Below are 21,842 nucleotides of genomic sequence, written 5' to 3' on the forward strand. Positions count from 1 at the left end.
TCACACCTTCAACCCAACGCTCATTCAACCCGACTTCACAGGGATAAGTGTCATGAAACAGGTCATCGTCATCACCGGCGCATCGAGCGGCTTCGGCCGCCTCACCGCCAACGCGCTCGCCAGGGCCGGCCATATTGTCTACGCCTCGATGCGCCACACCACCGGCCGCAACGCTGCCGCGGTCGCCGATATCGAGGAATTCGCCAGGGACAACAATGTCGATCTGCGCGCGCTCGAGCTCGATGTCGGCTCGCAGGCCTCGGTTGATGCGGCGATCGCGCAAATCGTCGCCGAGGAAGGTCGCCTTGACGTCGTCATGCACAATGCCGGCCACATGGTGTTCGGCCCGGCGGAGGCGTTCACGCCCGAGCAGCTCGCCGAGCTCTACGACGTCAACGTGCTCTCGACCCAGCGCGTCAACCGCGCGGCGCTGCCGCAGTTGCGCAAGCAGGGCAAGGGGCTTGTGGTCTGGGTGTCGAGCAGCAGCTCGGCCGGCGGCACGCCGCCCTATCTCGCGCCGTATTTCGCGGCGAAGGCCGGCATGGATGCAATGGCCGTGATCTATGCCCGCGAGCTCACGCGCTGGGGCATCGAGACCTCGATCATCGTGCCCGGCGCCTTCACCGGCGGCACCAACCACTTCGCGCATTCCGGCCGTCCCGCCGACCAGGCGCGCGCGTGGCCGAATATGAAGCGGGTCCCTATGCCGGCTTCGGCGAGGAGATCATGAAGGCGTTCGCGGCGATCGTGCCCGAGGATGCAGACGCCTCATCGGTTGCCGATGCGATCGTCAGCGTCGTCGACACGCCGTTCGGCAAGCGGCCGTTCCGCGTCCACATCGATCCGACCCAGGACGGTGCCGAGGTTGCCTTCGGCGTGATCGACCGCGTCCGCAACGAGATGCTGCACCGGGTCGGCTTCTCCGACCTGCTCAAGCCGCGGGTGAATGAGTAACTCGACGCGCTCCCTCCACGTCATTGCGAGGAGCGATAGCGACGAAGAAATCCATGCCTCCGCTTGTGGCGCGATGGATTGCTTCGCTTCGCTCGCAATGACGGGGATACAGTTCCCTACGCGCCGTCGGCGCGATCGCCGTTCAGCCACCGGAAGATCTCCGCATTGATCTCACGCGGATAGGTGTGACTGAGATCATCGATCTCGCGATAGGTGACCTTGGCGCCGGCGGCCGACAGCAATCCCTGGGTCTGCCGTGCGGTCTGCACCGGGAACATCCAGTCAAGCCGGCCATGGGTGATGAAGATCGGCAAGCCGCGCAGCCGATCCGCATCGGCCATCTCGGCCATCAGCGGATGGAAGGTTGCCGCGACCGGCGCAAGATGCGTGAAGCGCGAGGCGCCGTCGAGCCCGCTGACATAGCTGAAGGTGCCGCCGTCGCTCATCCCGGTCAGCAGCATGCGCGTCTCGTCGATGCGCCAGCGTTCGCGCACCTGGTCGATGATGCGGTTGAGGTTCGGCGTGTCGGTGTCGTCGCCCATCAGCGCCCAGGTCTGGCCGGTCGCGGTCGGCGCCACCAGGATGGCGCCGCGGCTGCGCGCGTCGCGCAGCCAGCTCCACAGGAAGCCGCGGCCGTTGCCGCTGCCGCCATGCAGCGCCATCACCAGCGGCCAGGTGCGATCGGGCGCGTAATATTCCGGCACATACATCGAGAAGCCGCCGCGGCTGCCCGGTTCGTTGCGCTCATGGAAAATGCCGGTGTTCTCGTTTGGCGTGGCAGCGAGCCTGGCCTGCAGATCGGCATTCTCGCGCAAGTCGGGCGCGAGGAAGAAGTGGCTTACCGGCGGCAACTCCGTCAAGGGATAGAGTGCCTCCTGCGCCCGCGGCAGATAGCGCAGCGCGCGGAACACGCTGACCAGATCGCCTTCGCCATTCTGCACCGCGCGCAGGCCCGCGTAGCCCGCGAGCGCCGCATCGATCGCAGCTTCAAGTGCGGTCTTGATGTGGTCGAATCTCTCCGGCCATCCGGCGAGAAGCGGCCGCACCGCCTGCAAGGCCTCGTCGGGCTCGCCCGCGATCTGCATCACGCGATCGAAGTCCGGCGGGTTGAGATTGCGCGCGACAAAGGACAGCGATTCCAGCGTCTGCAACAGCGGCGGCAGCACGGCCACGATGTTATCAACCACGGCCTCGCTCATCGCCGCTGCCTCTTTCTTTTTGCTCTAGTGCAGCCGCGGCGCCTTCAGCAGCTTCATGCGGTCGATCGAGGTCAGCGTCACGTCGAAGGTGACGCCTTCGTGGTAGACGGTCAGCGGCACGTCGACGCCGGCCGTGCCGAGCGACCAGAGCTTGCGGTAGAAGCCGGTCTGGCTCGTCACCTTGTCGCCGTCGACCGCGATGATGACATCGCCGGTCTTCAGCTCGGCGCGCGCCGCCGGACCCTTGCTGGCAATGCCGGCCACCACGAGGCGGTTGTCGATCTCGGTCGTGTACATGCCGAGCCACGGCCGCGACGGCTTGTTGACGCGGCCGAACTTGCGCAAATCGTCGAGCACCGGATTGAGCAGATCGATCGGCACGATCATGTTGACATGCTCGGCGCGGCCCGAGCGCTCGCGTTCGAGCTGCAGCGAGCCGATGCCGATCAGCTCACCGGAATTGTTGATCAGTCCGGTGCCGCCCCAGTTCGGATGCGACGGGTAGGTGAAGAGCGCCTCGTCGAGCAGGTACTCCCAATAGCCCGCGAATTCCTGCTTCGCCACGATCTGGCTCGCGACCGAGCGGGTGCGGCCGCCGGCGCCGCCGACCACGACACTGTCGCCGACCCGCGTTGCCGCCGACCGGCCGATCGGCAGCGGAGCGAGATCGAGCCGGCCGAGCGCCTGCACCAGGCCGAAGCCGGATTCGAAATCGAAACCGAGCGCGTGGCCCTCGACGACCCGGCCGTCGCCGAGATGCAGCCACACCGTTGCGGCCTCGGTGATCAGGTAACCGATCGTCAGCACCAGCCCGTCGTCGATCAGCACGCCATTGCCGGCGCGCTCGGTGCCGAGCGTCTCGGCGCTGAAGGCGTCAGGCGGAATGATCGAATGCAGGCCGACCACACTCGTCAGCGCGCGATCGAGATCGAAGCGGTAATCTTCGGGGCGAGGCTGAAAGGCCGGTGGCACTTTCCATTCGGTGGTGGAGGGCATGTAGGTCTCCGCAGGGGCGCAAATGCGTCGTCGATAACGCCGTGCGAGGCGAAAAGATCACGGTCCGGACTGTCGTCCGCTTCCGTGATATATAACAGTCAATTGGCGGATGATCGAGATGCCAGATCGGGCACGCCGCTGCCCGCGCGTTCAGCATCGGGTTCAGCCGCGCCACTCCCGGAAATCGCGCCGCACCTTGGCCTCGGCGATTTCGGCGGCGGCATCGAGCCAGTTGCGCTGTTTCCGCTGCCGCCGCTTGAGGTCTTCCCGCAACCGGCTGACCCGGGATGTGCCGGCTGCATGGATCGATGCAAGATCATAAGCCATCGCCTTGATCAGCTTGCGTTGCAGTTTCCGTCCGGCATCCTCGCCGAGCTCGATCTTGTGGGAATCGGCGGCGATGCGGCGCAGGATGAAGCCGTGACGAGGACGCAGGAATGGATCCGGCGCCCGGTACCGTCCGGTTGCCAGTGCCATGAAGTGAGGCGCGCTGCGGGCGCGGCTGCCATGCGCCCAGCTCCATGCCGACGGCACCAGCGCCTTCGCCTCGCGAACGACCTGGCCGCCGCGCCAATAGGCAATCGCCGCATAGCGCGGCCGTCCGAGGCCGCCGCCACCCTTGCGCAGGATGCGGCACAGCCGAATGCTGTTGCGCGCGACATCGCGCGGCAGGCTCGCGCGCAGCGCTGCGGCGATCTTCGGCGGCGGCGCTGCGGTCGGATAATCTGCGACGTCTTTCCAGAATTTCTTCACCTTCGCCTCATCCGGTTCGGCGTAGGGCCTGAGCCACGCCTGGCCTTCGAACAACAGCGCTGGTTGCGGATCGTCGAGCCCTTCGCGGTAGCCGTCGAGCAGCGCGGCAGCCGCCTCGCTTGCGCTGATCGCCGGGCGCGGCGCGAGCCGGATGCTGGTCGCAAGCCGCACCAGGTCGAGCACATAGGGCATCACGGCGGCCTCGTCGAAATTGTTGACGCCCCACACCAGGCGTCCGTCGGCATCGCGCCAGGTGCCGAAATTCTCCAGATGCAGATCGCCGACCGAGAGCACCGCGGGCGCATCCATCAGATCCGGGCACCAGTCGCCGATCTTGCGCGCCCAGCGGAAATAGGTCGCACGCAGGAAGATGAACGCGCTCTTGCGCATCCGGTGGTGCTTGTAGACGATGTCGGATTTGACGACGTCGCACTGTTCGGCGAGCCAGGCCTCGAACGCCTTGTTGTCACTGCGAAACGACATGGGACTACCTGCCACGGTTAGCGGCGCCTGCCGATCCGTGATGCTACCTCAGAATGTAGTATAGTGAAATGTTTCTCAAACCGAGTTTGCTGAAACCCCCTCTCCCGGTTCTTCACGGGGAGAGGGTTGGGGTGAGGGCTGCTTCCGCCACCTGTGAACGCCGTGAGACCTGTACCCCCTCACCCGGAACGCGTCTCACGATGCGTCATAGCCGAAGCGCCGCTTCGGCGTTCTCGAACGACGGCCGCCAACGGCGGCCTACGCCTCTCCCCGCAAGCGGGGCGAGGTAAGCCAAGGCGCTACTCCGTTTTCGCCGATGCGCGCGCTGGCATGATGCGGAAGGCGCGGTTCTCCTTGATCCAGGCGGCGCGCTCGTCGCGCAGCATGGTGCGGCGGACCTTGCCGGAATCATCGCGCGACGTCGTTGCCGTCCTCGCCGATGATGCGGAGCTTCGCGGTCTCGCCGATCTTGCCGACCGAACCCTTGTGCGCCATCCACTCGACGCCGGAGATCACGCAGGCGCCCTGCCGCTCGGTGCCGCCATAGAGCTCCCAGACCCGCTCCGGGCCGAGCCACTCGATCCACTTCTCCTTCAGCCAGGGCGGCATCGGCGCTGCCATGTGAAATACGATCTGCAGGCTGGAGACGTCGTAGCGGTTGCGCACTTCCTCTGGCAGCGCCCAGATCCGGTGCATCATGGTCGGCACGAAGTTGACCCATTGCACGCGCTCGCGCTCGATCAGCCGCAGCGTCTCCTCGGCGTCGAACTTCACCATGCCGGTCAGCCGCCCGCCGCCGAACAGCGCGGAATGCGACAGGATGAACGGCGCGTTGTGATAGAGCGGCCCCGGATTGAGCAGCGACGCCTCAAACGGAATCCCGAGCAGCGGCGGCGTCGTGGTATCGATCACGGCGGGGTTGTGATCGAGGATCACCTTCGGCCGTCCGGTCGAGCCGCCGCTCGTCATCGCCTTCCAGTAGCGCGCAACCGGCGCATCGAGCGGCTCCTCGGAGAATCCTTCAGGCACGAAATTCACCGGCAGAGAATTCGGCGCATTCCAGTCGGCCTCGCCGCCGACCACCAGCGACGGTTTCAGGATCTCGAGCACCGCGGCGGCTTCGCCGCGCGGCAGCCGCCACGACAGCGAGGTCGGCGTCGCGCCGCATTTCCACACCGCAAAGGAGGTCTCGAAGAACGCGTTGCTGTTGGGCAGCCCGATCGCAACGAAGTCGCCGGGCTTGACGCCCTTGGCGGCGAACGCCCGCGCCCGCGCATTGGCGCGGCGCTCGAGCTCGAGCCAGGTCAGCGCTTCAGCGCCGTGACTGACGGCGATCGCGTCGAGCGGCTTGCGTTCGGCATACCAGCGCGGCACGTCGGCTAAGGGGATCAGCATGGGGCGTTTCCGTCAGAAAGGGGGCGGCTTGAAGCGCTCTTGTTGCAGGGATGTGGCCAAAGCCACGGCCGCCACTTCACCAACTATGCGGTCGCCGTGTCAAGCCGACGGCCGCCGATACGGCCGGTATCATGCTGAGGGAATTGCGGAATCCCGGTTACCTAAAAGCCCCGTCAAGATTCCGGTAAAGTTCAAGCGATCGCGCTAAGCCGGACTTTACGGGGGGACGGCATGGTGGCCCGTGCGGTTGCGTGCCGGGCCTGTCGATCGACGCGCCCGGTCCCCAATGTCTTCGAGGACGACGACGATGACGAGCAATGGAGCACGGATCAAGGTCAGTCGCGAGCCGCGGCGCCAGCTCAACAATCGTGCGGCCTGGATCACGGTCGATGACGGCGCAACCGAAAGCGCCTGCGCCGTGGTCGACATCTCGCCCGGCGGCGCCAAGATCACGACCGAGGTCGAGTTCGAGGTGAAGGACCGCCTTGCGCTGACATTGCTCGCCGATCACGCCAAGCGCTATCCCTGCGAGGTGGTGTGGCGGCGCGGCAAGACCTACGGGCTCAAATTCGTGGTGGCGGAGCCTGAGCCCGCCGAGCCGGCCGCGGAACCGGCCGGCGTTATCTAGCATTCATCGACTAGTATTCGACCGGTTGCTCAGCGGAGCAAACCGCCGATCGTATCGCCGCGACCTCGGCGGCTCGCGCAAGCGCGCCTCAGCGTCCCGTTGATGCGTTGTTGCCGGTCGTGCCCATCGAGCTTCCCGGAAGGGCCGGTGCCGCACTGCCGGCGCTGCTGCCGGACGACGGCGCAACGCGCTGGCCGGTCTGGGTCGGAAGCGCGCTCCCGCCGACGCCGCCCGACGAAGTCGCACGGTCGCCTGGCCGGGGCGGCAGGGCGCTGCCGCCGCCCGTGCTCTGCGCAAGAAGCTGGGCCGGCGCGAGCACGAGGCCGGCGGCGATGATGATGGCGTGTTTGTTCCTGAGCATGCGCTACTCCGAGATCAGGCGGTGAGGCTGCTTCACTATATAGGGCCGCGACGGAGACGAGACATCCGCCTGGCCGTCAAGCAGGCCCTCAAGATTGCGTGTCAATAACGGCGGCCATGTTGGTCTCGTTCCCGGCAGCCGCGTCAACTGCGAAGCAAATATCCGTGTGGAGCGCACTTGGTGCGCGGACGTTCACGATCAGTCCCGATAGCGCAGCGCGTCGACCAGCAGGGCGAAGGCCGGTGAGGATTGCCGGCGGCTCGGATAATAGAGGTGATAGCCGGGGAATGGCGCGCACCAGTCGTCGAGCACCTGGACCAGCTGGCCCTTGGCCAGTTGCGCCTCCACCTGATCCTCGGCCACATAGGCGAGCCCCAGCCCGGCCAACGCGGCCTTGATCCGCAGCGCGGTGCTGTTGAAAATCAATTGTCCGTCGACGCGGACCTTGATCGCGCGTCCGCGTTTCTCGAATTCCCAGGCATAGATGCCGCCATGGGTCGGCAGGCGAATGTTGATGCAGGTGTGCTGTGTCAGGTCCTGCGGCCGCTTCGGTCGCTCCCGCCTCTTGAAGTAGGTGGGCGCGCCGACCACGACCATGCGGAAATCCGGCGCGATCCGCACCGCGATCATGTCCTTGGCCAGCTGTTCGCCGAGGCGAACGCCGGCGTCAAAACGCTCGGCTACGATGTTGGCGAGCCCGTTGTCGACGGTCAGCTCCACCTTGATGTCGGGATAGCGCGGCAGAAACTTTTCCAGCGCCGGCCACAGGATGGTCTCGGCCGCGTGCTCGCCGGCATTGATGCGGATGGTGCCGGCCGGTTTCTCGCGCAGGGCGTTGAGCGCGGCGAGCTCGGCCTCGATTTCCTCGAAGCGCGGACCGACGCCCTGCAGCAGCCGCTCGCCGGCCTCGGTCGGCGCGACGCTGCGCGTGGTGCGGGTCAGAAGCCGCACGCCGAGCCGTTCCTCCAGCGCGCGCATGGTGTGGCTGAGCGCCGATTGCGAGACGCCGAGCCTTGCCGCGGCGCGGGTGAAGCTGCGGTCGCGCGCGACCGCGAGGAAGGCGATCAGGTCGTTGACGTCATGCCGCGGCATTGATGAATCCAACTCATAAGTCCATCCCGATTTTTACGTCTAATGGCGCGCCTGTGCACGCCCTAAATGCCGCAGCGGCAGGTTCCAGTCCTTGATGCGGAGAGACGATATGCAGAAGCGTAAACTCGGAAACAGCAATCTGGAGGTATCGGCGATCGGCTTGGGCTGCATGGGCCTCAGCTTCGCCTATGGTCCAGCGGTCGACAAAGCGGCCGGCATCGCGCTGCTGCGCGGCGCCGTCGAGCGCGGCGTCACCTTGTTCGACACCGCGGAGGTCTACGGCCCCTTCGTCAACGAGGAACTGGTCGGCGAGGCGCTGGCGCCGTTCCGCAACGATGTCGTGATCGCGACCAAGTTCGGCTTCGATATCGGCTCCATGGCCGAGCGGCACCGCTCGTTGAACAGCCGGCCTGAGCACATCAGGGCGGTCGCGGACGCCTCGCTGAAGCGGCTGAAGACCGATGTCATCGATCTGTTCTATCAGCATCGGGTCGATCCCGCGGTGCCGATCGAGGATGTCGCCGGCACCGTGAAAGACCTGATCGCTGCCGGCAAGGTCCGGCATTTCGGTCTCTCGGAGGCCGGCGTGCAGACCATTCGCCGCGCCCATGCGGTGCAGAAGGTCACCGCATTGCAGAGCGAATATTCGATGTGGGAGCGCGGGCCGGAAGCGGAGATCCTGCCGGTGCTGGAGGAGCTCGGCATCGGCTTCGTGCCCTACAGCCCGCTCGGCCGAGGTTTTCTCACCGGCGCGATCAGCGCATCCACCACGTTTGCGAGCGACGACTTCCGCAACCTCGTGCCGCGTTTCTCGCCGAAAGCCCGCCGCGCCAACCAGGCGCTGGTCGATCAGCTCGGCCGGATCGCCGCCGGCAAGGGCGCGACACCGGCCCAGATCGCGCTGGCCTGGCTGCTCGCGCAAAAACCGTGGATCGTGCCGATCCCGGGCACCACCAAGCTCAATCGTCTCGACGAGAACATCGGCGCCGCGCGGCTCGAGCTCACGCCCGCCGATCTTGCCGAGATCGGCACGGCGCTGGCCGCGATCGAGGTGCAGGGCGCGCGATATCCGGAGCATTTGCAGCAGATGGTCGGCCGGTGAGGGGACGTTTGTTCGTCAAGTCGCGCTCGCGCTTCACATACCGCGGAATGACGGTGAGGCGTGGAATGATGGTGAGGTGAGCACACCTCTCAGGCTCCCTCTCCCACGCAACCGGAGTTTACCCCGGTTGCGCATCATTGATTTGCGCAAGTCGGGCAGGCCCGACTTGCGATGGGAGAGGGTGAGGAGAGGGGTGGCCCCGGGCTGAACTGTTCGATGAGCGCATTGCCCTCGCAAAATTTCGTTTGCTTATCGCCGTGACAGACCCGGAGAGCGTACGTCGTGTGGCACCCCTCTCCCTGACCCTCTCCCACAAGGGGAGAGGGAACCCTGCCGCCGGTGGCTGCCTCACGCGCGCGTGCTACTGAGTTGCCCGACGGGGCAAGCCCCCGCAGCAAAAACATTTCGCTTTATCAGAAATATAACTCGGTGTATGGTTCGCCCGTCTCACCCGATCGAGGGGCGCTTCGCGGTCGTCACGAACGCGGTGTGGGATGCGGTGGACGCCGAGCGTGTGACTGACGAGAACACGCAAGGCGGACGGTGAAGTCGTGTGGTCCTGACGCCCTAGCGGCAGGTGTCTCGTCGCAACACGCGAAGGCGTGATGCGAGGGCGGTGACAAACAAGCCCAGTCTCGCCGGGGAGAGCACGAAATAAGCCGTAACCCATCGCGCAGGGAAAGCCGGATTGCTCCGGTTACACCTGTGGTCCTACCCCCGAGCTTTCTACCCATTGCTCGGGGCCCATGGGTGCGATCGGCACCCGGCTTTCCCTGCGCCCTCTGTTCAAGAGGAGGGTGAAACGAAGAGCAAGACTCGGACAAATCATGTCGCGAGAACGCGAAGCTGCGTCCCCACCCACACTGTCATCGCCCGGTTCGACCGGGCGATCCAGTACGCCGCGGCCTCTCGGCCCAAGCAAAGCTGTCTCTGGAATACTGGATCACCCGCATGCGCGGGTGATGACACCGCAAATAAGTTGTTCACCGCCTCCACGCCATCTTCAGCACCGGGCGTCCCGAGGTCGGGTTGATGTCTTCGCCGGCATGCACAAAGCCGTTGCGTTCATAGAAGCGGATGGCGCGGGCGTTGTCCTTGTTGACCAAGAGCGTGACGCCGGTTGGCGACAGGCGCTTGGCTTCATCGAGCATCGCGCTTGCCAGCGGCGAGCCCCAGTGCGCGGGATCGACCACGAGCTGGTCGAGATAGCCGGTGTTGTCGATGGTGACGAAGCCGGCCAGCGCGCCGCTCTCTTCCGCGACGACGATCGCGGCATCGCGCACCAATTCGTTGCGCCAGCGCTCGCGCCACCATGCCACGCGTGCGTCGAAATCGATCGACGGATAGGCCTGCTGCCAGGTCTGCCGCCACAGCTCGATGGCGGCGTCTTCATCCGCGGCGCGATAGGGACGGAGCGCGAAGGCGTGTGCCACCTACCGTTCCGTCAGCTTCAGCTCGATGCGGCGGTTGCGCTTGTAGGCGTCTTCGGTCTGCGCGGTGTCGAGCGGCTGGAATTCGGCGAAGCCGGCGGCGACCAGGCGCTGCGCGGGCACGCCGAGCGAGACCAGATATTGCACCACCGAGATCGCGCGCGCCGACGACAGCTCCCAGTTCGACTTGAACAGCGGGCTGTTGATCGGCCGCACGTCGGTATGGCCGTCGACCCGCAGTACCCAGGCGATCTCGGCCGGGATCTGCTTGTCCAGATCGATCAGCGCATTGGCCACGGTGTCGAGTTCGGTCTTGCCCTCCGCCAGCAGCGTCGCCTGGCCGGTGTCGAAGAACACTTCCGACTGGAACACGAAGCGGTCGCCGACGATGCGGATGTCCGGCCGGTTGCCGAGGATCGCGCGCAGCCGGCCGAAGAACTCCGAGCGGTATTTCGACAGTTCCTGCACCCGCTGCGCCAGCGCGACGTTGAGGCGCGAGCCGAGATCGGCGATCCGGCTCTGCGATTCCTTGTCGCGCTTCTCGGAGGCGTCGAGCGCTTCCTCGAGCGCGGCGAGCTGGCGGCGCAGCGCGCTGATCTGCTGGTTCAGCACCTCGATCTGCGCCAGCGCGCGCGACGACACGCTCTTCTCGGACTCCAGCGCCTTGTTGAGCTCGTTGGCGCGGCCCTGCGCGTCGTTGCCGGAACTGGCGAGCCCCTCATAGAGCCCTTTCATGCGGTCGCGCTCGCCTTCGGCGGAGGCGAGCCCGGCGCGGAGCTGCGAGATCTGGTCGTCGAGCGTCAGCTTGGAGAGCTTCTCCAGCGACAACAGCTCGTTGAGCTGGGCGATCTTGGCGGTGAGCTGTTCCAGCGCCTTGTCCTTGCCGGTGACCTCCTGCGACAGGAAGAACTGCACCACGAGGAACACCGACAACAGGAACACGATCGACAGCACCAGCGTCGACAGCGCGTCGACAAAGCCGGGCCAGTAGTTGAAGCCGGATTCGCTGCGGCGCGAGCGGGCGAGGGCCATTCGGTTTCCCTTTATCTAAAGCGTTTTCAAGCGAAGTGGATACCGGTTCGCGTGAAGAAAACGCGTCAAAACAAGAAGGCTTTGACGCAGTCAGTCCTGCGGCGCGTGACAGACGGCCTCGATGTTGTGGCCGTCGGGATCGAGCACGAAGGCGCCGTAGTAGTTTGCATGATAGTGCGGCCGAATTCCCGGCCGTCCATTGTCCCTGCCGCCGGCCCTGATCGCGTCCTCGTAGAAGCGATCGACGGTGGCGCGATCGCTTGCGGTGAAGGCGATGTGGGCGCCGGTCTGCGGCGTGTCGCGGCGGCCGATCCAGAAGAACGCCTTCGGGCCAACGCCATAACCCGCGAACTCCGGTCCTTCGGCGTACAGGCGGCTGATGCCGAGCGACCGCAAGGCCACGTCATAGAACGCCTTGGATCGCTCGATATCGCTGATGCCGATGGTCACGTGGTCCAGCACACAGGCCTCCGCGGCTCAACTCTTCTCGGGCTGTCGGGCAAGGCGCTCGAGCAGCCGCTTGATCTCGCGGTTCTGCTCGCCCTGGCCGTCGGCCCATTCGCGGATCATCTGCTGCTCGGTGCGCATATGCGCGACCAGCCCCTGGATCGCCTCCGCGAGATTGGCCATCGCCGCCGTAGTGTTGCGGCCGCCGCCGCTTCCGTCCTCGAGCGCAGTCCGGAGGCGGTCGATCGCCCCCTGCATGTCGCCGGTGACGCCACTTTCGTCGCCGGAAATGCCGCGCACGGTGGTGGCGAGCCAGTCCTCGAGGTCGGTGTAGAAGCGGTTCTGGGCCTGGCTCGATTGCAGATCGAGGAAACCGAGGATCAGGGAGCCGGCGAGGCCGAACAGCGAGGACGAGAACGAGATGCCCATGCCGCCGAGCGGGGCGGCCAGCCCCTCCTTCAGCGTATCGAACAATGCGCCGGAATCGCCGCCGACCTTGAGCCCGTCGATCACCTTGCCGACCGAGCCCACCGTCTCGATCAGGCCCCAGAAAGTGCCGAGCAGGCCGAGGAACACCAAAAGGCCGGTCATGTAGCGCGAGATGTCGCGGGCTTCATCGAGCCGGGTTGCGATCGAATCGAGCAGATGCCGCATGGTCTGCTGCGAGATCGACATCCGGCCCGAGCGCTCGCCGCCGAGGATGGCGGCCATGGGGGCAAGCAGCTTCGGGCGGCGGTCGATCGCAAGCCCGGGATCGGCGATGCGGAAATTATTGACCCAGGCGACCTCGGGATAGAGCCGGATCACCTGGCGGAACGCCAGGATGATGCCGATCAAGAGCACCGCGCCGATCAGGGCGTTCAGGCCGGGATTGGCGAAGAAGGCGGTGACGATCTGCTTGTACAGCACGACCCCGACCAGGCCGCAAAGCACCAGGAACACCAGCATCCGCACCAGGAAGATCCGGGGCGAGGACAGTTTGCTCAGTTCGATCTCCATATCGGAGCGGGAAGGGGGCATTGCCGGATCATCCGTTCGCGAAGGCCGCATCTGCCAGCAATATGGCACAGCGGCGGAGTGAGGAAAGCCGAATCCAAAGCGGGCGCGCAGAACCTTGGGTTGAAACCGGGCGGGTTGCTGCCGCTTCGCCTAGCTTTCCAGCCCGGTCCGCGCATCGCCATTGGCGCCGGAGCCGGTCCGGTCAGCAGATCGCGTGCGGGCCGCACGCACCATCGGGTGAGGCAAGTGCCGTGACCGGTGATTCGTTCGCTGCGCCTCATGATGTTGCGATGTGCGGCATTCCTGCGCAGGCAATTGACCTATTCCCGCTCACGCAGTCGTTAATGCATTCCCACAGCCTGCGATGGAACCCACTCACAATCCGGTGACTCGCTAAAACATGCCACGAAATCAGTGCGATAGGTTTGTGTGACATTGAGCCGCCCGACAAACGCTTTGCATCGCAGCAAGCGGGTTTTACTTTCAGCAACAGAAGCGGTGTCGGTGTGACGCCGCCGTTTGTTTATTGCAACCCACAGGGGCGATCATCTCAATGTCTGGACTTCGCGCGCAATCGGCATGCATTGCTCTGATGCTGGCCGTGACGGCGCCACTGCTTGCTGGCTGCGACGAGCCGAGTACTGCAGCCGCCGCCGTACAAGCATCACCCGAGCCGGACGTCAGTGTCGTCACTGTGAAGCCGCAGGTGCGCGCGATGGTGCGCGAGCTGCCGGGCCGCATCGCACCGACCCGCGTTTCCGAGGTGCGCCCGCGCGTCTCCGGCATCGTCGTGAACCGCATGTTCCATCAGGGCAGCGAGGTGAAGGTCGGCGATCCCTTGTACCAGATCGATCCGCGCCCATTCGAAGTCGAATTGCAGTCGACCGAGGCGGCGCTGGCGCGCGCCAAGGCGGTGCAGGAGCAGGCGTCGCTGCAGGCGCGCCGTATAGCCACTTTGACTGCCCAGCGCGCGGCGGCGGAAGCCGAGAACGAAAAGGCGATCGCAACCCTGAAGGGGGCCGAAGCCGACGTGCAGGGCCGCGAGGCCGATGTCGCGCGCGCCAGGCTCAATCTGGATTACGCGACGATCCGCGCGCCGATCGACGGCACCATCGGTGCCGCGCTGGTCAGCGAGGGCGCGCTCGTGGTGCAGAACGACGCCGCGAGCCTTGCGACCATCCAGCAGCTCGATCCGATCTATGCCGACTTCCAGCAGTCGGTCACCGAGATGAATCAGCTGCGCCGCGCCTTCGAGAGCGGTGACCTCGACCGCATTGCGTCGGACGCAATGAAGGTCCGCCTCGTGCTCGACGACGGCTCGATCTATCCGATACCGGGCAAGCTGCTGTTCTCCGACGCCAAGGTCGACGCCCATACCGGGCAGGTGACCCTGCGCGGCGAGTTCCCGAATCCCAATCGCATCCTGCTGCCGGGCATGTATGTCCGTGTGCAGATCGAGCAGGGCATCGACTCGGATGCGATCGCGGTGCCGCAGCAGGCGATCCAGCGCAATGGCGGCGGCGGCAGCGAGGTGTTCGTCGTCAAGGACGACAACCTCGTCGCGGTGCAGCCGGTGCGTACCGGCTCGCTGCAGGGCGGCCACTGGTTCGTGACCGAAGGCCTCAAGGCCGGCGACATGGTCGTGGTCGAGGGGTTCCAGAAATTCGCCGCCGGCGACAAGGTGCGGCCGCAGGCCTGGCGTGACATCGACGCTGCTGCAATGACGGATTCGCAGCAGACCGCGCACGCGGTGCGGTGATCCGACATGCCCAGCTTCTTCATCGACAGGCCGATCTTCGCCTGGGTCGTCGCGCTGTTCATCTGTCTGGTCGGTGCGATCTCGATTCCGCTGCTCGCGGTCGCCCAATATCCGATCATCGCGCCGCCCTCGATCTTGATCTCGACGAGCTATCCCGGCGCGTCGCCTGAAAACCTCTACAACAGCGTGACGCGGCTGATCGAGGAGGAGCTCAACGGCGCCGCCAACATCCTGAACTTCGAATCGACCTCCGACTCGCTCGGCCAGGTCGAGATCATCGCCAATTTCAAGCCGGGCACCGACACCAGCCAGGCCTCGGTCGAGGTGCAGAACCGCCTTAAGCGCGTCGAGGCGCGGCTGCCGCGCGCCGTGATCCAGCAGGGCATCCTGGTCGAGGAAGCCTCCTCTGCCGTGCTGCAGATCATCACGCTGAACTCGACCGACGGCTCGCTGGATGAAGTCGGCCTCGGCGACTTCATGATCCGCAACGTGCTGGGCGAGGTGCGCCGCATCCCCGGCGTCGGCCGGGCTACGCTGTATTCGACCGAGCGCAGCCTGCGCATCTGGATCGATCCGGCCAAGCTGGTCGGCTACGGCCTCTCCGCCGACGACGTCAACAAGGCGATCACGGCGCAGAACGCCCAGGTCGCCTCCGGCAGCATCGGCGCCGAGCCGAGCACCGATATGCAGAAGATCTCCGCGCAGGTGCTGGTGAAGGGCCAGCTCTCCTCGCCCGACGAGTTCGGCGCGATCATCCTGCGTGCCAACCCGGACGGCTCGACGGTCCGCCTGCGCGACGTCGCTCGGATCGAGATCGGCGGCCTCAGCTATCAGTTCAACACCCGTCTGAACGGCAAGCCGACCGCGGGCCTCTCGGTGCTGCTGTCGCCGAAGGGCAATGCGCTGGCGACCGCGAGCGCGGTCGAGGCCAAGATGAAGGAGCTGTCGCGCTTCTTCCCGGCCAATATCGGCTACGAGATCCCCTACAACATCACCCCCGTCGTCAAGGCCTCGATCGAGAAAGTTTTGATGACGCTGGTCGAGGCGGTGGTGCTGGTGTTCATCGTGATGTTCCTGTTCCTGCAGAACATCCGCTACACCATCATTCCGACCATCGTGGTTCCGGTGGCGCTGCTCGGGACTTGCGCCACGCTGATGGTCGTGGGCTTCTCGATCAACATGCTGACCATGTTCGGCATGGTGCTGGCGGTCGGCATCCTGGTCGACGACGCCATCGTCGTGGTCGAGAACGTCGAGCGAATCATGGCCGAGGAAGGCCTGCCGCCGAAGGAGGCCACCAAAAAGGCGATGTCGCAGATCACCGGCGCCATCATCGGCATCACGCTGGTGCTGATGGCGGTGTTCGTGCCGATGGCGTTCTTCCCCGGCTCGGTCGGCATCATCTACCGCCAGTTCTCGGTCACCATGGTGGCGGCGATCGCGTTCTCGGCGCTGCTCGCGCTGTCGCTGACGCCGGCGCTGTGCGCGACCTTGCTCAAGCCGGTCGAGAAGGGCCACGGCCATGCCCGCAGGGGTGTGTTCGGCTGGTTCAACCGTGTGCTCGACTCCAGCCGCGCCGGCTATGTCAGCACGGTGCAGGCCGGACTGAAGCGCACCGGCCGCCTGATGCTGATCTATCTCGTGCTGTTCGCAGGCGTCGCCTATGGCTTCGTGCGGCTGCCCGGCGGCTTCCTGCCGGTCGACGACCAGGGCTTCATCACGACCGACGTGCAGACGCCGTCGGAGTCGTCCTATGCCCGCACCGAAGCTGCGGTCGAGCAGGTCGAGAAGTACCTGAAGACCCGTGCCGGCATCGAGAACGTCACGTTCCTGACCGGCTTCAGCTTCCTCGGCCAGGGCATGAACACCGCGCAGGCCTTCATCACGCTGAAGGACTGGTCGGAGCGCGGCCCGAAGGATTCCGCTGCCGCGATCGTTGCCGACATCAACCGCGACCTGTCGTCGTCGATCCGCGACGCCAGGATTTCGGCGCTGCAGCCGCCGCCGATCGACAATCTCGGTAACTCCTCGGGCTTCTCGTTCCGCCTGGAGGATCGCGGCCAGAAGGGCTATGCGGCGCTGATCGCCGCATCCGACCGCCTGATCGCGGAGGCCAATGCCAGTGCCGTGCTGCAGAAGGTCTATGTCGAAGGCCTGCCGCCGGCGCCGCAGGTCAATCTGATGATCGACCGCGAGAAGGCGGGCGCGTTCGGTCTCACCTTCGAGGACATCAACAACACGATCTCGACCAATCTCGGCTCGAACTACATCAACGACTTCCCGAACCGCGGACGCATGCAGCGCGTCATCGTGCAGGCCGACAAGACCAGCCGCATGAACGCGGACGACATCCTGAATTACAACGTCAAGAACAGCCGCGGCCAGCTGGTGCCGTTCTCGGCCTTCGCCACCATCGAGTGGTCGAAGGGGCCGACGCAAATTGCGGGCTTCAACTACTATCCGGCGGTGCGCATCTCCGGCGAGGCGCGGCCCGGCTTCACCTCGGGTGATGCGATCGCCGAGATGGAGCGGCTTGCCGACAAGCTGCCGCGCGGCTTCGGCTACGAGTGGACCGGCCAGTCGCTGCAGGAGAAACTGTCGGGCTCGCAGGCACCCTTCCTGCTCGCGCTGTCGGTGCTGGTGGTGTTCCTGCTGCTCGCCGCGCTCTATGAGAGCTGGACCATTCCGCTCGCGGTTCTACTCACGATTCCGCTCGGCATTCTCGGCGCGGTGGTGGCCGCAACGATGCGCGGCCTGTCCAACGACGTCTATTTCACGGTCGGCCTGATCACCATCATCGGTCTCGCTGCCAAGGACGCGATCCTGATCATCGAATTCGCCAAGGATCTGCGCGCGCAGGGCAAGCCGCTGGTCGAGGCGACCATCGAGGCGTGCAGCCTCCGATTCCGCCCGATCCTGATGACCGGCCTCGCCTTCGTCTGCGGCGTGCTGCCGATGGCGATCGCGACCGGCGCCGGCGGCGCCAGCCAGCAGGCGCTCGGCACGTCGGTGATGGGCGGCATGATCGCCGTGGTGATCCTGGCGCTGTTGCTGGTGCCGGTGTTCTTCGTCAGCGTGCAGCGCGTGCTGGCGGGGGATCGGGAGAGGGCGCCGGAGCAGGGTGCGGTGCACAGCCCGTCTGCGCCGGCAAAGGGGGGCGCACTAAATGGTCATGGCCGGGCATAGCCGTCCGAAGGACGGCGTCGCTTCCGCTCGCCTATGAACCGGCCATCCATTGAAACGACGACTCTTTGCGAAGATTGATGGATGCGCGGGTCAAGCCCGCGCATGACGAGCTATCAATGCCCGAGCGGCTTCAAAATCTTGATCAGCTCGCCGTGCACGAACTCGTTGCCGCAGACGACGTGGCCGGTCTGCAACGGGTCGTCATTGCCCTGGATGCCGGAGACGGTGCCGCCGGCTTCGCGGACCATGATCTGGCCCGCCGCGATGTCCCAGGGCTGCAGATTGCGCTCCCAAAAGCCGTCGAGCCGGCCGGCGGCGACGAAGGCGAGGTCGAGCGAGGCGGCGCCGAAGCGGCGGAAGCCCGCGACCTTGGTCTGCAGCGCGGCCATCTCCTGCAGCGCCAGCTGGTGATTGCCGCGGCCGATATGCGGCAGGCCGCAGGCGACCACGCATTCGTTGAGCTGGCGGCGGCCGGCGACGCGCAGCCGCTGGTCGTTGAGGAACGCGCCCTTGCCGCGCTCGGCGATGTAGAGTTCGTCATTGGCGGGATTGTAGATCACGCCGGCGATGATCGTGTCCTCGCGCTTGAGCCCGATCGAGATCGCGAATTGCGGGATGCCGTGCAGGAAGTTGGTGGTGCCGTCCAAGGGATCGACGATCCAGGTGTGGCTCTTGTCCGAGCCTTCGCGCTGGCCGCCTTCCTCGCCGAGGAACCCGTAACCGGGCCGGGCCTTTTCGAGGTCGGTGTAGAGCATCTCCTCGGCGCGCTTGTCGGCGAGCGAGACGAAGTTCGCCGGCCCCTTCAGCGACACCTGGAGATGTTCGATCTCGCCGAGGTCGCGCTTGAGGCTGCGGCCGGCGCGGCGCGCGGCCTTGACCATGACATTGATGAGGGCGGAGTAGAGCATGATGGCGGCTTCTTCGGTGCGATTGAGCTGACGGCGGGTTCAAAGTGGTCCCGTCATCCCCGCGCAATGGCTACGCCATTGTCGCTGGAGGAGCGCGGAACGCGCGTCTCGAAGGCCGACGGCCCATCAACGGGGCCGTGCATCCTTCGAGGCTCGCTCCGCTCGCACCTCAGGATGACGGGGCGGGAGGGGAACTGCCTTGGATTCGCGGACTGGGGTGCCCTCTGGAGGCCGCCCCGTCAAGGCGTCATTTGACGTTGTTTCCGATCCATTTCCGGGCAGCTGCCTCACCCTTGGCGCGGTCTTCCGGACTCATATCGGCGAGGATGTCGTCGAGATCGGGGTCGCCCTTGCCGGCGGTCTTGGCGACGGTGTGCCATTTCAGCGCCTCGACCTTGTCCACCGGCGCGCCGGCGCCGGTCGCCAGCACGTGGGCGAGGCGGTTTTGCGCGATCGCGCTGTTCTGCCGGGCCGCCTTGCGCAGCATGGCCACCGCCGCCGGCACGTTCCGCGGCGTGCCGGAGCCGTTGTAGAGCGCGATAGCATATTCGACCTCGGCATCGACATTGTCGGCCAGCGAGGCGGCCTGCAGCAGCCGCGCCGCCTTTTCGAGGTCCTTCGGCACGCCGGTGCCTTCCTTGTAGAAGGTGGCGAGCGCGTATTGTGCCTCGGGGCTGCCGGCGTCGGCGGCCATCCGCAGCAATTCGGCGGAGCGCTTGAGGTCCTGCGGCAGGGTCTGGCCGTCGAGATAGAGCAGCGCGAGATTATAGGCCGCCTTGGGTTCGCCGAGCTTGGCCGACGATGCCAAAAGCTTGACCGCGGAATCCTTGTCCACCGTGCCGCCGCGGCCCGCGATCCGCATCATCGCGAGCGCGAACATCGCCTCGCGGTCGCCGGCATCGGCGGCGCGTTTGTACCATTCGTCGGCCTTGACGTAGTCGCGCTTGACGCCGAGCCCGTTGGCATAGAGCTCGCCCAGCATCGTCATCGCCTTGGCATCGTTGTTGTTCTGCGCGCGCGCGGTCGCGAGGTCGAACGCCGTCTTGTACATGCCGCGCTGATAGGCGCCGTAGACGAGGTCGACATTGGGATCATCAGGCGTCGGGGTTGGCGAGGGCGTCGGGCTGGGCGTCGCCGAGGCGGCAGGCTTCGGCGTCGGCTTCTTCGCAACCGGCGCATGCACCTTCGGCTTCTCTTTCGGCGCCTCCTTCTGCGCAGGCGGCGGCGTCTGGGCCGGCGGCGTGATCGAGAGCTGCGCCATCGCGCCGCTCGCCAGCATCGTGCAGCCGAGCGCAACACCTATCGGACGCAGCCATTTCATTCCGGCGTCATCCCTCGGCCTTTCCCTCGGCCCTGGCCGTGCCGAATGTGCTGGCATGGGCCTGCGCAATCGCTTCGCCGATCTCGACGAGCGCAGCCTTGGCGCCGCGCGGATCGGACCAGATGAATTCTCCGACCAGCACGAAATCGGCGCCGGCCGCCGCGAACGCCTCGGCCTCCTCGCGCGAGGTCGCAAAGCCTATGCAAGGCGGCTCGAACAGTTCGTCCCACCATTGCAGCCGCTCGGCGATCGCCTCGGTCGAGGGCCGCTGTCCCCGGGCATCGGGCTCGCCGAACAGCACGTAGTCGGCACCGGCCTCTCCTGCGGCCATGGAATCGTGGCGCGTCGCGAGCCCGCCGACGCCGACGATACGGTCGGGTTTCAGCGAGGGCATTGCCTCTTCCATCGCGGCGACGCCGGTCAGATGCGCACCATCGGCGCCGGCACGAGCCACGATATCGGGATGGCCGTCGATCAATAACGCTGCGCCCGCGTTCTGGACCGCCGGCGCCAGCGCCTTGACGTAAGAGATCATGCTGCGCGGGTCGCTCTCGCGCAGCCGCACCAGAACGGCCGCGACGTCAGCCACGACAAGCAGCTCGGCAAGCTCGGCCGCAAGCTGCGCGGGCTCATCGCGCGGCGGCGTTGCCAGATAGAGGCGCGGCGCCGGCCGCGGCGGAACGGGCTTGGTGGCCAACTATGCCGCCTGCTTTTCGAGGCCGGCTTCCCAATTGCCGGTGCTTGCCAGCCCGTTCATCCGGGCGCGATGCGAAAAGGCGCGCTGGCCCGCAGGGACGTTGTCGGGCTTGCCGGACCACGCCTTCTGCGGCGCCGCCTGCAGCGCGCGGCCATAGGAGAAGGTCAGCCGCCAGGGCAAATGACCGATCTTGTTCATGGCGTCGAGATGCGCGGTCGCTTCCTCGTCGCTCTGCCCGCCGGAGAGGAAGGCGATGCCGGGCACTGCGGCCGGCACGCAGCTCTTGAGCAGGCGGATGGTCTTCTCGGCGACTTCCTGCACCGACGCCTGCTTCGGGCACTTCTTGCCCGAGATCGCCATGTTCGGTTTCAGGATCATGCCTTCCAGCGCCACGCGCTGCACCCGCAATTCCTGGAAGGTGCGGTTCAGCACGCGCTGCGTGACCTCGTAGCAGCGGTCGATGTCGTGATCGCCGTCCATCAGCACTTCCGGCTCGACGATCGGGACGATCTGCGCGGCCTGGCACAGCGCGGCGTAGCGCGCCAGCGCATGGGCGTTGACGCGGATCGCGGTCATGGTGGGGATGCCGCGGCTGCCGGCGCCAGAGCCGATATCGATCACTGCGCGCCATTTCGCAAAGCGCGCACCGCGCTCGTAATATTTCTTCAGTCGCTCGGCGAGCTTGTCGAGGCCGACGGTGACGAGTTCGCCCGGACAATTCGGCAGCGCCTGGGTGCCTTCGTCGACCTTGATGCCGGGAATGCTGCCGGCCTGCTCGATCAGCTTGACCAGCGGCGTGCCGTCCTTGGCATTCTGCCAGATCGTCTCGTCGTAGAGGATCACGCCCGAGATATACTTGCTCATCGCTTCCTGCGAGCGGAACAGCATCTCGCGATAGTCGCGGCGATTGTCCTCGGTCGAATCGACCTTGATGGCGTCGAACCGCTTCTTGATGGTGCCGGAGGATTCGTCGGCGGCAAGGATGCCCTTGCCCGGGGTGACCATGGCGAGGGCAATCTTGTTGAGGTCAGCGAGGTTCATGGAAACGTTCTCCAGAGCGCATTGCCTTTGCAAACCAAAATAGGCGGTTCTCGGGCAAA

17 protein-coding genes and 2 pseudogenes are annotated in these 21,842 nt (G+C 65.8%); 5 read left to right on the top strand and 14 right to left on the bottom strand.

All coding sequences use genetic code 11. From position 1 onward, the window contains the following. Nucleotides 1–52 precede the first annotated feature (52 nt). Nucleotides 53–954 (top strand): annotated as a pseudogene (locus tag HAP48_RS20585) (SDR family oxidoreductase). Between the two features lie 116 nt (nucleotides 955–1,070). On the opposite strand, the gene HAP48_RS20590 reads toward HAP48_RS20585, so the two are convergent. The 4 genes and pseudogenes from HAP48_RS20590 to HAP48_RS20605 form a co-directional block, all read right to left on the bottom strand. Then, nucleotides 1,071–2,153: a carboxylesterase family protein gene (locus tag HAP48_RS20590; RefSeq protein WP_166210708.1), complete on the bottom strand. Its 1,083-nt coding sequence runs from the start codon at nucleotides 2,151–2,153 to the stop codon at nucleotides 1,071–1,073. A gap of 24 nt (nucleotides 2,154–2,177) precedes the next feature. Further along, nucleotides 2,178–3,149 (bottom strand): S1C family serine protease, encoded by a 972-nt coding sequence (locus tag HAP48_RS20595; RefSeq protein ID WP_166210705.1) that lies wholly within the window; start codon nucleotides 3,147–3,149, stop codon nucleotides 2,178–2,180. A gap of 162 nt (nucleotides 3,150–3,311) precedes the next feature. Continuing rightward, entirely contained in the window at nucleotides 3,312–4,385 is a 1,074-nt protein-coding gene (locus tag HAP48_RS20600; protein WP_166210702.1) for a DUF2252 family protein, read from the bottom strand. A 414-nt stretch (nucleotides 4,386–4,799) separates the two neighbouring features. Next, nucleotides 4,800–5,780: pseudogene (locus HAP48_RS20605) on the bottom strand (AMP-binding protein); the annotation flags it as partial. Between the two features lie 307 nt (nucleotides 5,781–6,087). Here HAP48_RS20605 and HAP48_RS20610 point away from each other — a divergent pair. Beyond that, nucleotides 6,088–6,408: a PilZ domain-containing protein gene (locus HAP48_RS20610; RefSeq protein WP_166210699.1), complete on the top strand. Its 321-nt coding sequence runs from the start codon at nucleotides 6,088–6,090 to the stop codon at nucleotides 6,406–6,408. 88 nt (nucleotides 6,409–6,496) lie between these two features. On the opposite strand, the gene HAP48_RS20615 is transcribed toward HAP48_RS20610, so the two are convergent. Together HAP48_RS20615 and HAP48_RS20620 are read right to left on the bottom strand one after the other, a co-directional pair. Further along, nucleotides 6,497–6,769, bottom strand: a complete 273-nt coding sequence (locus HAP48_RS20615) for a hypothetical protein (protein WP_166210696.1) — start codon at nucleotides 6,767–6,769, stop codon at nucleotides 6,497–6,499. A gap of 198 nt (nucleotides 6,770–6,967) precedes the next feature. Beyond that, a complete protein-coding gene (locus HAP48_RS20620; RefSeq protein ID WP_166210693.1) occupies nucleotides 6,968–7,861 on the bottom strand; it encodes a LysR family transcriptional regulator in 894 nt (297 codons plus the stop codon). Nucleotides 7,862–7,970: 109 nt separating this feature from the next. On the opposite strand from HAP48_RS20620, the gene HAP48_RS20625 reads away from it, so the two are divergent. Next, the gene (locus HAP48_RS20625; protein ID WP_166210690.1) at nucleotides 7,971–8,963 is read left to right on the top strand and encodes an aldo/keto reductase; all 993 of its coding nucleotides are present in this window, start codon (nucleotides 7,971–7,973) and stop codon (nucleotides 8,961–8,963) included. 983 nt (nucleotides 8,964–9,946) lie between these two features. On the opposite strand, the gene HAP48_RS20630 is transcribed toward HAP48_RS20625, so the two are convergent. The 4 genes from HAP48_RS20630 to HAP48_RS20645 all read right to left on the bottom strand — a co-directional run bounded on the left by HAP48_RS20630 (nucleotide 9,947) and on the right by HAP48_RS20645 (nucleotide 12,892). Next, on the bottom strand, nucleotides 9,947–10,396 hold the full coding sequence (locus HAP48_RS20630; protein ID WP_166210687.1) for a GNAT family N-acetyltransferase: 450 nt from the start codon (nucleotides 10,394–10,396) through the stop codon (nucleotides 9,947–9,949). Then, a complete protein-coding gene (locus HAP48_RS20635) occupies nucleotides 10,397–11,425 on the bottom strand; it encodes a peptidoglycan -binding protein (protein ID WP_166210684.1) in 1,029 nt (342 codons plus the stop codon). Nucleotides 11,426–11,515: 90 nt separating this feature from the next. Further along, nucleotides 11,516–11,887 carry a VOC family protein gene (locus tag HAP48_RS20640; RefSeq protein WP_166210681.1) on the bottom strand — a complete coding sequence of 124 codons (372 nt, stop codon included), beginning with the start codon at nucleotides 11,885–11,887 and terminating at the stop codon, nucleotides 11,516–11,518. A gap of 15 nt (nucleotides 11,888–11,902) precedes the next feature. Further along, nucleotides 11,903–12,892, bottom strand: a complete 990-nt coding sequence (locus HAP48_RS20645) for a flagellar motor protein MotA (protein ID WP_166210678.1) — start codon at nucleotides 12,890–12,892, stop codon at nucleotides 11,903–11,905. Between the two features lie 532 nt (nucleotides 12,893–13,424). On the opposite strand from HAP48_RS20645, the gene HAP48_RS20650 reads away from it, so the two are divergent. Together HAP48_RS20650 and HAP48_RS20655 are read left to right on the top strand one after the other, a co-directional pair. Continuing rightward, the gene (locus HAP48_RS20650; protein WP_175612311.1) at nucleotides 13,425–14,630 is read left to right on the top strand and encodes an efflux RND transporter periplasmic adaptor subunit; all 1,206 of its coding nucleotides are present in this window, start codon (nucleotides 13,425–13,427) and stop codon (nucleotides 14,628–14,630) included. A 6-nt stretch (nucleotides 14,631–14,636) separates the two neighbouring features. After that, complete coding sequence (locus HAP48_RS20655; protein ID WP_166210675.1) at nucleotides 14,637–17,816, top strand: multidrug efflux RND transporter permease subunit; 3,180 nt, start codon at nucleotides 14,637–14,639, stop codon at nucleotides 17,814–17,816. Nucleotides 17,817–17,929: 113 nt separating this feature from the next. Here the strand turns inward: HAP48_RS20655 and HAP48_RS20660 are convergent, their stop codons facing one another. From HAP48_RS20660 to HAP48_RS20675, 4 genes are all read right to left on the bottom strand, one after another. Beyond that, nucleotides 17,930–18,724: an inositol monophosphatase family protein gene (locus HAP48_RS20660; protein ID WP_166210672.1), complete on the bottom strand. Its 795-nt coding sequence runs from the start codon at nucleotides 18,722–18,724 to the stop codon at nucleotides 17,930–17,932. A 247-nt stretch (nucleotides 18,725–18,971) separates the two neighbouring features. Then, a complete protein-coding gene (locus HAP48_RS20665) occupies nucleotides 18,972–20,045 on the bottom strand; it encodes a tetratricopeptide repeat protein (protein WP_166210669.1) in 1,074 nt (357 codons plus the stop codon). 7 nt (nucleotides 20,046–20,052) lie between these two features. Then, entirely contained in the window at nucleotides 20,053–20,742 is a 690-nt protein-coding gene (locus HAP48_RS20670) for a thiamine phosphate synthase (protein WP_166210666.1), read from the bottom strand. Further along, on the bottom strand, nucleotides 20,743–21,783 hold the full coding sequence (locus HAP48_RS20675) for a class I fructose-bisphosphate aldolase (RefSeq protein WP_166210663.1): 1,041 nt from the start codon (nucleotides 21,781–21,783) through the stop codon (nucleotides 20,743–20,745). It abuts the gene before it with no gap. Nucleotides 21,784–21,842: the final 59 nt, after the last annotated feature.

This window comes from Bradyrhizobium septentrionale, assembly GCF_011516645.4.
In the GTDB taxonomy this organism is placed as follows: Bacteria; Pseudomonadota; Alphaproteobacteria; order Rhizobiales; family Xanthobacteraceae; genus Bradyrhizobium; species Bradyrhizobium septentrionale.

Coding starts and splice junctions, on each gene's coding strand:
- HAP48_RS20590 (WP_166210708.1), bottom strand. CDS start 2,153: ATGAGCGAGGCCGTGGTTGATAACATCGTGGCCGTGCTGCCGCCGCTG.
- HAP48_RS20595 (WP_166210705.1), bottom strand. CDS start 3,149: ATGCCCTCCACCACCGAATGGAAAGTGCCACCGGCCTTTCAGCCTCGC.
- HAP48_RS20600 (WP_166210702.1), bottom strand. CDS start 4,385: ATGTCGTTTCGCAGTGACAACAAGGCGTTCGAGGCCTGGCTCGCCGAA.
- HAP48_RS20610 (WP_166210699.1), top strand. CDS start 6,088: ATGACGAGCAATGGAGCACGGATCAAGGTCAGTCGCGAGCCGCGGCGC.
- HAP48_RS20615 (WP_166210696.1), bottom strand. CDS start 6,769: ATGCTCAGGAACAAACACGCCATCATCATCGCCGCCGGCCTCGTGCTC.
- HAP48_RS20620 (WP_166210693.1), bottom strand. CDS start 7,861: ATGCCGCGGCATGACGTCAACGACCTGATCGCCTTCCTCGCGGTCGCG.
- HAP48_RS20625 (WP_166210690.1), top strand. CDS start 7,971: ATGCAGAAGCGTAAACTCGGAAACAGCAATCTGGAGGTATCGGCGATC.
- HAP48_RS20635 (WP_166210684.1), bottom strand. CDS start 11,425: ATGGCCCTCGCCCGCTCGCGCCGCAGCGAATCCGGCTTCAACTACTGG.
- HAP48_RS20645 (WP_166210678.1), bottom strand. CDS start 12,892: ATGCCCCCTTCCCGCTCCGATATGGAGATCGAACTGAGCAAACTGTCC.
- HAP48_RS20650 (WP_175612311.1), top strand. CDS start 13,425: ATGTCTGGACTTCGCGCGCAATCGGCATGCATTGCTCTGATGCTGGCC.
- HAP48_RS20655 (WP_166210675.1), top strand. CDS start 14,637: ATGCCCAGCTTCTTCATCGACAGGCCGATCTTCGCCTGGGTCGTCGCG.
- HAP48_RS20660 (WP_166210672.1), bottom strand. CDS start 18,724: ATGCTCTACTCCGCCCTCATCAATGTCATGGTCAAGGCCGCGCGCCGC.
- HAP48_RS20665 (WP_166210669.1), bottom strand. CDS start 20,045: ATGAAATGGCTGCGTCCGATAGGTGTTGCGCTCGGCTGCACGATGCTG.
- HAP48_RS20675 (WP_166210663.1), bottom strand. CDS start 21,783: ATGAACCTCGCTGACCTCAACAAGATTGCCCTCGCCATGGTCACCCCG.